At 60.9% G+C, this 13,515-nt stretch carries 12 protein-coding genes and 1 pseudogene; 10 read left to right on the top strand and 3 right to left on the bottom strand.

The genetic code is table 11. The features are described 5' to 3' along the window. Positions 1-63: 63 nt before the first annotated feature. The gene (galE, locus tag AC1D06_RS12465; protein ID WP_477986463.1) at positions 64-1,056 is read right to left on the bottom strand and encodes a UDP-glucose 4-epimerase GalE; all 993 of its coding nucleotides are present in this window, start codon (positions 1,054-1,056) and stop codon (positions 64-66) included. A gap of 121 nt (positions 1,057-1,177) precedes the next feature. On the opposite strand from galE, the gene AC1D06_RS12460 reads away from it, so the two are divergent. The 10 genes and pseudogenes from AC1D06_RS12460 (at position 1,178) to AC1D06_RS12415 (ending at position 10,661) form a co-directional block, all read left to right on the top strand. After that, positions 1,178-2,062 (top strand): uracil-DNA glycosylase, encoded by an 885-nt coding sequence (locus AC1D06_RS12460; protein ID WP_477986462.1) that lies wholly within the window; start codon positions 1,178-1,180, stop codon positions 2,060-2,062. A gap of 179 nt (positions 2,063-2,241) precedes the next feature. Continuing rightward, positions 2,242-2,424 (top strand): hypothetical protein, encoded by a 183-nt coding sequence (locus AC1D06_RS12455; RefSeq protein ID WP_477879457.1) that lies wholly within the window; start codon positions 2,242-2,244, stop codon positions 2,422-2,424. A 290-nt stretch (positions 2,425-2,714) separates the two neighbouring features. After that, positions 2,715-3,950, top strand: coding sequence for a polysaccharide biosynthesis/export family protein (locus AC1D06_RS12450; protein WP_477986461.1), 1,236 nt, complete (start codon positions 2,715-2,717; stop codon positions 3,948-3,950). A 43-nt stretch (positions 3,951-3,993) separates the two neighbouring features. Beyond that, positions 3,994-6,021 (top strand): capsular polysaccharide biosynthesis protein, encoded by a 2,028-nt coding sequence (locus AC1D06_RS12445; RefSeq protein WP_477986460.1) that lies wholly within the window; start codon positions 3,994-3,996, stop codon positions 6,019-6,021. 304 nt (positions 6,022-6,325) lie between these two features. After that, positions 6,326-7,759 (top strand): capsular polysaccharide export protein, LipB/KpsS family, encoded by a 1,434-nt coding sequence (locus AC1D06_RS12440; RefSeq protein WP_477986459.1) that lies wholly within the window; start codon positions 6,326-6,328, stop codon positions 7,757-7,759. A gap of 496 nt (positions 7,760-8,255) precedes the next feature. After that, positions 8,256-8,465 (top strand): annotated as a pseudogene (locus tag AC1D06_RS12435) (cold-shock protein). A 125-nt stretch (positions 8,466-8,590) separates the two neighbouring features. Next, entirely contained in the window at positions 8,591-8,881 is a 291-nt protein-coding gene (locus tag AC1D06_RS12430) for a cold-shock protein (protein ID WP_477986458.1), read from the top strand. Between the two features lie 80 nt (positions 8,882-8,961). After that, positions 8,962-9,174, top strand: a complete 213-nt coding sequence (locus AC1D06_RS12425) for a hypothetical protein (RefSeq protein WP_477986457.1) — start codon at positions 8,962-8,964, stop codon at positions 9,172-9,174. A gap of 31 nt (positions 9,175-9,205) precedes the next feature. Continuing rightward, positions 9,206-9,394, top strand: coding sequence for a hypothetical protein (locus tag AC1D06_RS12420; protein WP_477986456.1), 189 nt, complete (start codon positions 9,206-9,208; stop codon positions 9,392-9,394). Between the two features lie 157 nt (positions 9,395-9,551). Continuing rightward, the gene (locus tag AC1D06_RS12415; RefSeq protein ID WP_477986455.1) at positions 9,552-10,661 is read left to right on the top strand and encodes an extracellular catalytic domain type 1 short-chain-length polyhydroxyalkanoate depolymerase; all 1,110 of its coding nucleotides are present in this window, start codon (positions 9,552-9,554) and stop codon (positions 10,659-10,661) included. 179 nt (positions 10,662-10,840) lie between these two features. On the opposite strand, the gene cysQ is transcribed toward AC1D06_RS12415, so the two are convergent. Both cysQ and nodQ read right to left on the bottom strand, forming a co-directional pair. Beyond that, positions 10,841-11,620, bottom strand: coding sequence for a 3'(2'),5'-bisphosphate nucleotidase CysQ (gene cysQ / locus AC1D06_RS12410; RefSeq protein WP_477986454.1), 780 nt, complete (start codon positions 11,618-11,620; stop codon positions 10,841-10,843). 4 nt (positions 11,621-11,624) lie between these two features. After that, positions 11,625-13,481, bottom strand: coding sequence for a bifunctional sulfate adenylyltransferase/adenylyl-sulfate kinase NodQ (gene nodQ / locus AC1D06_RS12405; protein ID WP_477986496.1), 1,857 nt, complete (start codon positions 13,479-13,481; stop codon positions 11,625-11,627). Positions 13,482-13,515: the final 34 nt, after the last annotated feature.

Below are 13,515 nucleotides of genomic sequence, written 5' to 3'. Positions count from 1 at the left end.
GTGCTTGGGGCTTACCCCCTCAGCCCTGCCGGGTAAGGGGGAGCTTAGGAGAATGAGCCTATTCTACCGCTCGTTCCTCTTCCCCAGATGCGCCTCCCAATCGAGCGCCGTCTTCACGATAAACTCCAGGTCATCATATTGCGGCACCCAGCCGAACTCGCGCTTGGCGAGCGCCGGGTTGGCGACGATCATCACGGCGTCGCCGGCGCGGCGGCCGGCATAGCGGATGTCGAAGGGCCTGCCGTGCACCTTGGTGACGGTCTCAAGCACGTCGAGCACCGAGAACCCCCGGCCATAGCCGCAATTGGCGATCAGCGAGCCGCCGCCCGCGCGCATGCGCTCCAGGGCCTTCAGATGGGCGTTGGCGAGATCGCTGACATGGATATAGTCGCGGATGCAGGTGCCGTCCGGCGTCGGATAGTCGGTGCCGAAAACGTCGATATGGTCGCGCTTGCCCAGCGCTGCTTCGCCCGCCACCTTGATCAGATGCGTGGCGCCGACGGTCGACTGGCCGGTACGGCCCCGGGGATCGGCGCCGGCGACGTTGAAATAGCGTAGCGCAGTATAGGTGAAGTCATGCGCATAGGCCGTGTCGCGCAGCATGGTCTCGGTCATCAGCTTGGATGAGCCGTAGGGCGACTCCGGGTTCAGCGGCTCGGTCTCGACCACCGGCTCCGCGCCCTGCGGCGTGCCGTAGACGGCGGCCGTCGAGGAAAAGACGAAATGCGGCACCTTGTATTTCACTGCCGCGGCGATCAACGCGCGCGATTTCACGGTGTTGTTTTCATAGTAGGCCAGCGGATTGGCGACCGATTCCGGCACGATGATCGAGCCGGCGAAGTGGATGATGGCGTCGATGGCATTCTCACTGAAAACGCGTTCATGCAACGCCTCGTCGGCAATGTCGCCCTCGTAAAGCCTGGCTTCCGGCGGAATGGCCCAGCGAAAGCCGGTCGACAGCCGGTCGATGACGGCGACTTGCTCGCCAGCATCGAGCAGCGCCCAGACCGTATGGCTGCCGATATAGCCGCATCCGCCCGTCACCAGTACCGTCATGTCGCCATGTCTCCCGAGATCGAATTTGCCGCATCTATAGGCAATTGCCGGGGATTAGACAATTGCGGCCTCCCGCGCCTGCCGGTGGGGCTGGGGCAATCAACAGAAAACCGTTTTCAAAATGTCCGCCAGCCTCTATCCTGTCGCCATGAACTCGCCATCGGCCCAATCGCTTACGCTCAACGAGCTTTTCCAGCTTATGCATTTCTATGTAGAGGCGGGGGTCGACACGCTCATTGAAGACGAGCCGCAGGATCGCTTCGCCGAATTCGCTGCCTTGTCTGCGCAGCGCGCAAACGCGCAGCGTATGCCAGCTGCTGCTGAAGCGCCCGCCGCTTCGAACCGCGCGGCACCTTCAAGGCCTGCACCGCAGCCTGCTGCGCGGCCCAATGTCGCAATCCCCGATGCCGAGGCAGTGGCCGAGGCGCGCAGGATCGCACTTTCGGCGGAAAGCGTTGGCGGACTTGCAGCTGCGGTCGCCAGTTTCACCGGCTGCAATCTGCGCAACAGCGCCCGCAACACCTCTTTCCTGCGCGGTGATCCGGCTGCCGACATTATCATTGCCGCCGGCATGCCAAGCGCCGATGACGACCGCGACGGCCAGCCATTTTCCGGCCAGGCGGGCGCGATGCTTGAACGTATGCTCGGCGGCATCGGGCTTTCAACGAATCAGGTGATGCTTCTTAACCTCATTCCCTGGCGACCACCGGGCAACCGCGCGCCGACCCCGCACGAAGTCGATATCTGCCGGCCGTTCGGACTGCGGCTGATCGAGCTCCTGCAGCCGAAAGCCGTGCTGGCGCTTGGCAATTTCCCGGCGCGCTTCTTCTCCGGCTCGATGGAGACCATCCACGCATTGCGCGGGCGATGGCTGGACGTCGATATCAACGGCCGCCAGACGCGTGTCATGGCGACATTTCATCCGCAGGATCTTATCGCTACGCCACCCTGCAAACGGCTCGCATGGCAGGACCTTCTGGCCTTTCGCCGCGAATTAACGAATTGATAATGTTCGTTAATTTGAAAAGAAATAGTCCGGTGTGGCGCATAAGACACGGGCTTTGACACAAAGCCGACACCTTGTCCCCGTACCACGTTTCAGGTCTGGAATTTTTTGCGATGCAACATATATATGTTGCGATGCAAAAGAGATTCGCTGTCGGGAGGGAAGGAAAGGAATATGCCATGCGCGACATTCGCCGCCCCATCCATTGCGGTTACGAGACGCTGAGACTGCGTCGCGACCCGATGCAGCGTGAAGTGCAGTTCAATCGGAAGCCCTTTCCCGCCAACGAACAGATCACGGCGCTCGGCTTTGCCGCGGCCCGTCGTCCGCAGGGATTTTGGGGTGCAGGGACTTCAAGATAAGCGACAGGATGTAAGGAATCGTAAGGGTTTGTCCTGCGTTCTTTTTGTCGCACCCACTTGAAAAGGCTCGGGTTGTCAGGCTTCTAACCGGGAATGTCGTCGAAGCAGCTTTTCATCGCTTAACGAATGTGCAAGAGAAATGTTGCAAATTCGGACGCAGGTGCAAAACGTACCGGGACGACGAATAAAGGCCTGACGATTTTCCGGGCGAGGAAATCGGGCAGGCGTTGTTGCCTGCCGGAAACGGGGTAGCAGCATAGATATGCGCTGCCGGAGGGAATTTGAGTGACATGCGTCAAGCGGTAATAAACACCACGACACTGGCCCGGATGACGAAATTTGCGGCCAGCACGGCGATTGCTTTGTCTTTCGCTTTGGTTACGGGGTGTACTTCGGCAGTGCCGAACAACGGCCCCATAGCATCGGTCGTCGAGGATTCGGCGGTCCCGAAGTCCTCCTACCAGATCCCCACGAGCAAGACGGCCTATGATGTCGTCGATGTTGATGAGCGGGTCGCAAATTCGGTGACGGCGCTCGGCCAGCCGTCGCTGGCCAGGACCTTTGGCTTGGGCGGCGCGCCCGGAACGCCGGTTGTCGGCGTTGGCGACGAATTGCAGGTGACGATCTTCGAAGCCGGCCCGGACGGCCTGTTCTCGACCACCCAGCATAAGTCGACCACCATTCCCGTCATCGTCCAGCCTGATGGCTATGGGCAGATTCCCTATACCGGCCAGGTGAAATTCGCCGGCAAGACGCTCGAAGGCGCGCGCGAGGAAATCGTCGCCGCGCTGAAAGCCAAGGCCGTCGAGCCCGATGTCATCGTGAATATGTCGAAGAACACGTCGCGCACGGCGTCGGTCCAGGGCGATGTGCGTCAGCCGCAGCTCGTGCAGCTTGGCCTTTCGCCGGCGCCGCTGACCAGCGTGATTGCCGAAGCCGGCGGCGCCGCCAAGGCGTCCTACGATACCTATGTGACGCTGACCCGCGGCCACAGGTCCAGCACCGTGCTGCTGCAGAGCGTGATCGACAATCCCAAGGAAGACATCTATATCATTCCACGTGACAAAATCTTCCTCACCTACGATCCGCAGACTTTCTCGGCGCTCGGCGCCAGTGAAAAGGCTGGCCGCATTCCGTTCGAGACCAGCTCGCTCAGCTTGGTCGAGGCGACCGCGCTTGCCGCCGGCGCCAATCCGGTCCTCGCAGATCCCAAGGGCTACTTCATCTTCCGTTACGAATATGAGGCGGTCTATCGGCAGGTGGTCGGCGAAAGCCGGTTCAACGAGCTGCTTCGCAAGGGCATGATGGCCAACAAGGATGGTCGCTATCCGATCGTCTACCGCATCGACATGGCCAATCCGCAGAGCTATATTATCGCCCAGTCGTTCCCGGTGCGGAGCAAGGACGTGCTCTATCTCGCGCATCACCTGGCGACCGATTTTATCAAGTTCACCAACGTGATCGCGACACCGGTCAGCATTGCGCGCAACGTCCAGTCGATCAGCAATCTGGCAAATCGCAACTGATGGTGGCGATGGTGGCGGCGGAGACAACAGGGGCCTGAGCCCGATGACGGACAGCCAAGGCCGGCCGCTCTATGCTGTGACCTCCCTCGGGCTCTGGAAGCAGCGCGCCGACCTTGCGATGATCCTCGAAGCCGATATAGCTCCCTGGCCGCTGGTCGGGCCGCGACGGATCGACGGCTTCGTCGGCTGGGGCCGGCGGCCGTCCGGCGCCAAGGCTGCGGCGCTCGGCGCCCGCCACGGCAAGCCGGTGATCACGCTCGAAGACGGGTTCCTCAAGAGCTACGCGCCAGGCCCGCTCGAACCGGCGCATTCCTACGTCGTGGACCGCAGCGGCATCTATTTCAATTCTGCCGAGGACAATGATCTCGATCGTCTGCTCCATGCTCCCGCCCCCGATGCGGCCGGGCTTGCGCGGGCGGGGGCGGCGATCGGCTTGATCCGTGAGAGCCGACTGTCGAAATACAACAATTCGCCGATGCGGGAACTCGACGAATCGGGGCTGCCGATGGGGAAACCCTTCGTGCTTCTGGTCGATCAGGTCGCGGGCGACGCTTCGATCATCGGTGCCCTTGCCAACGATGACCGGTTCGGCAGCATGCTGGAACACGCGCATGCGACCTATCCCGGGGCGACGATCGCGGTTCGGGTCCATCCGGCCGCCGGCGATCGCAGCATGCTGGTGCAGGCGGCCCGCAAGTTTGGCATCGCGATCACCGTCCCACAGCGCATGAATCCTTGGCCGCTCCTCGAAGCGGCAGAGGCGGTCTATACCGTTTCCAGCCACCTTGGTTTCGAGGCGCTGATGGCCGGCCGAAAAGTGCACTCGTTCGGCGTGACTTATTATTCGCATCGTGGTCTAACCGAGGACCATTGCGCGATCCCCGCGCCACGCAAACCTGCATCGCTCGAAGAGATCTTTCACGCCGTCTATATCGGCTATTCCCACTATCTCGACCTGCATGACCGGCGACCGGTGCAATTGGAGACGGCGATTGCTCAGCTGAGGACCGTGCGCGACCAGCGCAATCAGATCGGCCGTCGCGTCTATACCGGCGGGCTGTCGCCCTGGAAGCGGCGGGCGCTCGATCCGTTCGTGCGCGGGCCGGAAGGGGCGGCAGTGCATTGCCAGCGCATGTCCGAGGCGGTGCGGCAGGCCTCGGAGAAGGGCGGGCAGATTGCACTCTGGGGATCGGGCCGGCCGTTGCCGCAGGGCGTGTCGTCCATGCGGTTCGAAGACGGTTTCATCCGCTCGCGGGGACTGGGCGCCAATCTGGCGCTGCCCTCATCGCTCGCCATGGACGGCGACCATGTCTATTACGACGCGCGGGGCGAAAGCCGGCTCGAGCGGATTATTGCCACGCACCCGTTTCCGGAAGAGCTCACGGCGCGCGCGGCCCGGCTGGTCGAGACGATCGTGCGGCTGGGCGTCTCCAAATACAATGTCGGCGGCGCTGTGGCGCTGCCGCAACCTGAGCCGGGTCGCCTGAAAATCCTTATCCCCGGCCAGGTGGAGAAGGATGCCTCGATCCGCTTCGGCTCGCCCGCGGTGAAGACCAATAAAGGCTTGGTCAGCGCGGTGCGGAAACTTTATCCGGACGCCTTCCTTGCCTACAAGGAGCATCCCGACGTCAGCGGCGGCGTCCGCTCGGGCGGCGAGACGCCCGACGAGGCCGACATCATCGTCCGGGACGGAGACATCAAGGACTGGATCGCCTGGTGCGACCGGCTCGAAACGATGACCTCGCTCGCCGGCTTCGAAGCGCTGATCCGTGGCAAGCCGGTCGGCGTCCATGGCATCCCGTTCTATGCCGGCTGGGGGCTGACCGACGACAGGCTGGCCGTGCCGCGGCGCAGCCGCAGGATCACCGTGGACATGCTTGGCGCCGCCGCGCTGATCCTTTATCCCTTCTATATCCATCCGCTGAGCGGCATGCCCTGCACCCCCGAAGAGCTTGTCGAGGAGATCGCCCTGAAGCGGATTGTCAAAATCAGCGTGTTGCGTCGCCTGCGGCAGAGCGTCGCGCAATCAATTAATCGTGCAGCCGTCAAAATCCGTGATGCCCGAAATTAGGGCAGGCTGTCCCGATTTTGCACAGGTTGGTGGGCTTCTACACCTATGGTTAACGGCCACAAGTGTTTGATTTCGTGAAAAAACTGTTAAAATGTGGCGAAATTCCGTCCTTTGTGCGCCGCGAAAACTTTAACTTTTGGTAATGATTGGCCGATAGGGTTCTGCGACGAGGCGGGCTAAGCCGGCTGTGGCATTGTTACATCAGCTGATAAGGAGCTGTCAGCACGCGGTTGAAATACCGTCTACGGTATGTAAGACCAACGCGAGCGGGTTTTCTTCTAGATAAGATTGAAGCAACTTCGACATGACCATGCCTTTTGACGAAAGAAGCCAGGACGCGGTCAATTCCCGTGGGACGCGGGATTCCGAGGCCGGCAAGTCGAAGAGCTTGATAACGCTTCCATTTATGGGGCGTGCCAAGCATCGCTTTCCCAACAAGAATGCGCCGCGCGTGGTTCTCCTGCAGGGTCCGGTCGGCAGCTTTTTCCGCCGCTCGCAGGAGCATCTCAACGCCAATGGTTTTGACGCCTGGCGGATTTGCTTCAACGCCGGCGACCGCATGGGTTCGCGCGGCGACAAGGTGATGAATTTCTCCGGCTCGCCGGAAAGTTGGCGCAGCTGGTTCACGGCGATCATCAAGGAGAACGGTTTCGATGCCGTGGTCCTGTTCGGCTCCGAGCGCATCATCCATCGCGTCGCCGTCGAATGCGCCGAACAGTGCGGCATTCCAGCGCTTTGCCTCGAAGAGGGCTATATCCGACCAGGCTATGTGACGATGGAGCTCGGCGGCAACAATTGGCGCTCGCCGCTTGCCGGCCAGCTGCCGCCGCCGGAATTCAATTCGCCGCGCAGCGCCGGCCCGAAAGCCTTGCCGCAGCCTGGTTCGTTCAGCGCCATGGCCTGGGGTGCTTTCCAGTATTTCACCATCCGCGCGCTGATCTCGACACCTGGTGAGCGCCGTCTGTTCCACAAGCAGAAGCGGACGCTGGTGTCGGAAGGTTTTTACTGGATCAAGAATTATTACCGCAAATTCGCCCATGTCGGCCGCAATTACCGGGTTTCCGAGCGCATTCTCGAACATCATGACAAGCGCTTCTTCATCGTGCCGCTGCAGGTGCATGACGATACCCAGCTCGGCCGTGCGGCCAACAGCTGGAACAACCAGAAGCTCATTCTGAAGACCATCGTCTCCTTTGCTCGTAACGCGCCGGAAGACTATCAGCTGGTGTTCAAGATCCATCCGATGGAGCGCGGCCATACGCGCGACTGGAACTTCATCCGCCAGGTCAGCCAGCTCAACGACGTCAAGGATCGTGTGCATGTGCTTGACGGCGGCTCGCTCAGCCTGCTCACGCGCCATTCGGCCGGCATGATCACCATCAATTCGACATCCGGCCTGTCGGCACTGCATCATGGCGTGCCGCTGGCGGTGATGGGGCAGGCGCTCTACCGTCACAAGGACCTCGCCTTCTGCGTCGAGAAGGGCATGGATCTCGACAAGTTCTGGACCAACAGTTTCGTCGCGCCGGAAGGCGTGCGTCATCGCTATCTCAGCTGGGTTCATCATGAATGCCTCGCCGGCGGCGATTTCTACGCCAAGGATGGCATGGAGGCAGCCGTTCTGTCGCTGACGAACAAGCTTACCAAGGCGCTGGAAGCAGAGCCGGTGCCGGAAAAATCAGCCGAGATCATCACCGCCGTCTTCGGCCAGCAAGCCAAACAGAATACCGATAAATAGACGGCGTTCCCGGAGGAGGAAGCAAAAGGCCCGGCACTGACCGGGCCTTTTGCTTTTTGACAATCCGGAGGCGATGTGGAGAATTAGGGATTGCCTTTCGCCAGCAACCGGAGATTCGATGAAGCGGGAGTTCGTCCTTGTCGAACAGGCGGCAAAGGATTGGTTTAAAGGTCGCTAGATTTGTCGCTGCATATGATGCGCCGAAGGAAGAATTCGTCCTGACCCCGGTCATCATCGAAGCCAGCACGCTTATTGATCGTCACGCAGAGCGAGGCTGTAATCGCTGCTTGCCGATAGTATTGCGTTGCGGAAACGCCGTTGCCGGGTCTTATTTCCCTTCACGCCTTGTTTCGGCCACTGATAGAGACTATCTCTCTTCTATCGACTTCTGCTTGCGACCTTTATTCTAGCATCTAGGCTTTCCAGATTTCCCAACATTACTCGACGCAGCGGCAAATGATATCGCGGCAACTGTAGCGTTTGAAAGGAAATCGTCATGAACATTGGCACCGTAAAGTGGTTCAACAGCACCAAGGGCTTCGGCTTCATTTAGCCGGAAGATGGCGCGACCGATGTGTTCGTGCATGTGTCGGCTGTCGAACGGGCCGGTATCCGCTCCCTGGTCGAAGGCCAGAAGCTTCAGTATGACATCGTCAGGGACAATCGGTCGGGCAAAGCGTCGGCCGATAATCTCAGAGCGATGTAATGTCACTCGCCCAAGCTGACCACGGATGTACTGGCAGCAAGCGGTGGAGTGTTGATGGAGGTCGGGCTTAGCCCGGCCTTTTCTATCTCTGATCTCTCCGAAGTGTGAGAGCGTGGGAGCGTGCCATGAGCAAGGCGAAATATGCTGTCGGCGAATATCTCTTTCTCGTCAACGGGCCGGTCCGGACGGGCCGAGCGGATGGTGAATTCCAGGTCATCGGTCTACTACCGGATGCCGAGGGAGGCGAGGCGCAGTACCGCGTTCAGTCCAAACAAGAAAGCTTCGAGCGTCGGGTCCGCGCGAGTGAAATCGACGCCGAGCGGACCGCCAAGCCGAGAGCCGCCGCGTCCGATGGACGAGCCAGCGGCGGCGGGCGGAACTGGGTCAATATCGCCAGCATCCGCGTCAACAAATAAGGCTGCAATTCCATCCGGCCTACGACAGCGAAACCGCGCGGGCGGCAGCCGGAGCCAGGTGCTGCGAAGGATTAAGTGAAATGGCCATCGACCGAGCACAGATCTTCAGCCCCACGAAGACGACCCAACAGACCAAGAGCGCCGCAACCGACAATGCGGCACGCCTGATCGTGGCAGCGGAGACCTCCGCACGCGAGAAGAAGACCGCGATGCTCAAAGCATTGCGGCTGCAGCAGGAGCCGGCGGCTGTCGCCGAAATTGCCGTGCAGCCCAAGCGGACGCGGAAGAAATAAATTTTGCACTTTTCGAAGCAGTATATCCGGCATGAATAGCCCCGGTCGCCGATATGGCATCCGCCGCGAGGACGGTGGGCTGTGGACGGTCTATGACGTCTTCACCGGGCAGCCCGCGGTCAGCGAAAATCGGGCCACGACCTTTCTGGATAGGGATGATGCCGTCGATCTCTGCGATCTCTTAAACACCATCGATGTCAAGCGCCAGCCGAAGAATTGACCACGTATCCCGCGGTTGAGCCTTCGACGGCCGATTATCACCCCGCGGTTTTGGTGCGAAAGCGTACACTGCGGGTTTCTGCGACAAATAAATTGTGCATTGCAGCATTCGTACCTACCTGTAATTCTCGCGCCCATGCCGGGCGAAGGAGATGGATGTGGCCCTGAGACAGAATTCCCGCAACCTGGTGGAAATCACGAGCTTTGGTTCGAATCCCGGCGCCCTGGGGTGCTGGCTGTTCCTGCCGACGATCATGGCCCCCAGGACGCCACTGGTCGTCGTGCTGCATGGCTGCACGCAAACCGTTGATGGGTATGACCATGGCTCGGGCTGGACCCGACTGGGCGAGAAGAACGGCTTTGCCGTTCTGTTTGCCGAGCAGCGGCGCGCCAACAACGCCAATCTGTGCTTCAACTGGTTCGAACCCGCCGACACAAGGCGCGATGCAGGCGAGGCGTTGTCGATCAGGCAGATGATCGACCACGTATCGGCGTCGCAAGGAATCGATCGCGCCAGGGTGTATATTACCGGGCTGTCGGCCGGGGGCGCGATGGCAGGCGCTATGCTGGCAACTTATCCGGATGTTTTCGCCGGCGGGGCGATCGTTGGCGGGCTGCCTTATGGCATGGCCTCTGGCGTCGGCCAAGCGTTCGAGCGCATGCAGGGCCGCAACGCCCCGGCTCGCTTGCAACTGAGATCGGCGGTGGCGACAGCCTCAGCCCATACCGGTCCGTGGCCGATGATTTCGATATGGCACGGCACCCATGATCACACCGTCAAGCCGGTAAACGCTCAGCAGATCGCCATCCAGTGGAGCGGTGTGCATCGGACTGCCGAAGCGCCTGATACGATGGAGACAGTCAACGGCCATACCCGCAAGACATGGCTGGACGAGAATGGAAAGCAGGCGATCGAACTCTATCTGATCAAGGGCATGGCACACGGTGTCCCCTTGTCGTCGGGTGCGAAAACTCCGCTCGGCAATACCGGGCCGTTCATGCTCGAGGCCGGAATTTCCTCGACGGCGAGAATTGCCAGGAACTGGGGCCTTGCCGACGATCAAGATGTCAGGAACGCCGAGGGCATTGCTGAAGCGGCGGCAGAACAGGCGCCGACCGCCGACGGCATCGAAGCCGTTATCGCCAAGGCGATGTCCTATGCGAAGCTAAGAGCCCCGCTCACGGGAACGAAAGGCAAAACCGCGGGCGCCCAGGGTGTGACGAAGGTGATCAACGATGCATTGCGCGCCGCCGGGCTGATCTCATGATCGACCTGCGGCGCGTATTGTCGAGTTGAGGCAGCCGGACGTCTCGAAGCTTTTGTAAGGGGTGGGTGAGGAAAGCAAGACTACCCCTCACCAAGTGGGGTCAAGCGATCGCCGACGCTCTCGCGGCCTTGCTGTCCCCTCCCACAAGGAGGGAACTTGCTGCACCGTTGCGGCAGATGCTACCGCCGCGCACCCCAGGCCACAAAATGCCCGTTGGCGAAGTCGCTGTCGGTGGCTTGCGCCGTCTTGCCGTAGCGGAATTCGCGCTCGTTCGTGTCAAGCGTCATGCCGCCTGCTGCCCTGAGCACCGCGTCGCCAGCGGCGGTGTCCCACTCCATCGTCCTGCCGAAGCGCGGATAGACGTCCGCCGAGCCTTCCGCCACCAGGCAGAATTTCAGCGACGAGCCGACGGATTTCATTGAGGTGATGCCGCGTTCGGCGAGGAAGTTTTCTGTCTCAGGCGAATTGTGCGAGCGGCTGGCGACGGCAGTCAGTTTGGCCGCGGCCTTGCGGCAGCCGATCGGCTCGCGCGAGGCGATGGAGAAATCGTCGGCGATGACGAGCTTCTCGGCCTGGTTGGCGATACCGGTATAGGCGACCTTGCGGGCAGGGGCGTAGACGATGCCGGCCACCGGCACACCGTCTTCGATCAGCGCGATGTTGACCGTGAAGTCATCGCGCTTGTTGACGAATTCCTTGGTGCCGTCGAGCGGATCGACGAGGAAGAATTTTTTGCCCGAAACATCAGGGATATTGCCGGCCGCCGCCGCTTCTTCAGCGACGACAGGAATATCGGGGAAGGCGGCCGTGAGGCCGGCAAGGATGATTGCCTCGGCGCGCTCGTCGGCCTCGGTCACCGGCGAGGCATCCTGCTTGTAGGATACGCTCGGGCCGGCTTGGTAGACTTCGAGGATCGCCTTGCCGGCGTCGAGCGCCAGCTTTTCAAAGGTGTCGATCACGGTCTTACCTCTTGTTCAGATAATTCTCGATCAGCACGGCCAGTTCCGCTGGCTCGTGCCCGAGCGTATGGACGTGTATTTCAGGATTTTCCGGCGCCTCGTAGGGCGACGAAATACCGGTGAAATTGGCGATCTCGCCGGACTGCGCCTTCTTGTACAGGCCCTTCGGGTCGCGGCGCATGCATTCTTCCAGCGGTGTGTCGATGAAGACTTCGACAAACTCGCCCATCGGGAAGAGATCGCGCGCCATCTGCCGTTCCGAGCGGAAGGGCGAGATGAACGAGACGATGACGATCAGGCCGGCATCGGTCATCAGCTTGGCGACTTCCGAGACGCGGCGGATGTTTTCGACACGGTCGTCGTCGGTGAAGCCGAGGTCGCGGTTCAGGCCATGGCGGACATTGTCGCCGTCGAGCATGAATGTGTGCCTGCCCTGTGCGGCGAGCAGCTTTTCGACATTGTTGGCGATCGTCGACTTGCCTGAGCCGGAATAGCCGGTGAACCAGAGCACCACCGGCTTCTGGCTCTTGAGCGCCGAACGTGCCTCCTTGTTGACCTCCATCGCCTGCCRATGGACGTTGGACGCGCGGCGCAGCGGATGGTCGATCATGCCGGCGCCGACAGTCGCATTGGTGAAGCGGTCGATCAGGATGAAATTGCCGCAGACGCGGTTGTCGCCATAGGCGTCGAAGGCGACCGGCGCCTGGGTCGAGATGTTGCACTCGCCCACTTCGTTCATGTTGAGGTGCTTGGCCGCCTCATGCGCGAAAGTGTTGATGTTGACCTGGTGCTTGAGCGTCGTCACCGTGGCGCTGACGCTGTCGACCTCGGTCCTGAGGATATAGGAGCGGCCGGGGATCATCGGCTGGGCGTCGAACCAGATCACATGCGCCTGGAACTGGTCGGCCACATGCGGACGGTTGGCCGGGTCGACCAGCATGTCGCCGCGCGAAATGTCGATCTGGTCTTCAAGTACGATGGTGATTGCCTGGCCTTCCGCAGCGTTGCGCAGGTTGCCGTCATGGGTGACGATCTGCTTGACGCGCGATTCCTGGCCGGACTTCGCCACCGTCACCTTGTCGCCGACGGCAACCTTGCCCGAAGCGACCTGGCCGGCAAAGCCGCGGAAATCGAGATTGGGGCGCACGACATTCTGCACCGGCAGGCGGAAGGGCTTGTCGAGATAGTCGTTCTCGACCGGCACATCTTCGAGATGCTGGAGCAGGTTCGGCCCCGAATACCACGGCGTCCGTGACGACCCCATGGTGACATTGTCGCCGAAGCGTGCCGACATCGGGATAGGCTGGATGCTCTTGAAGCCGAGATTCTTGGCGAATTCCATATAGTCGGCGACGATATTGTCGAAGACCTCCTGGGAGTAATCCATCAGGTCGATCTTATTGACCGCGAGCACGATGTGGCGAATGCCGAGCAGCGAGGCGATGAACGAGTGTCGGCGCGTCTGGCGCAGGATGCCCTGGCGCGAATCGACCAGCACCACGGCCACATCGGCCGTCGAGGCGCCGGTCGCCATGTTGCGGGTATATTGCTCGTGGCCGGGCGTGTCGGCGACGATGAACTTGCGCTTCGACGTGGCGAAGAAGCGATAGGCGACGTCGATGGTGATGCCTTGTTCGCGCTCGGCTTCGAGACCGTCGACCAGAAGTGCGAAATCGATGTTCTCGCCGTCCGTGCCGTGCTTGAGACTGTCGCGCTCGAGAGCGGCGAGCTGGTCTTCGAAGATCAGCTTGGTGTCGTAAAGCAAGCGGCCGATCAGCGTCGACTTGCCGTCATCGACGGAGCCGCAGGTCAGGAATCGCAGCAGCGATTTCTTTTCCTGGTCGCGCAGATATTCGATCATGTCGCCGGTGACATCGGCGGGAACGCTGACGTTC

The organism is Rhizobium sp. P2_G2, assembly GCF_056403555.1.
The sequence above is the reverse complement of the archived record's forward strand: the minus strand, read 5'-3'. Positions and strand labels throughout refer to the sequence as shown.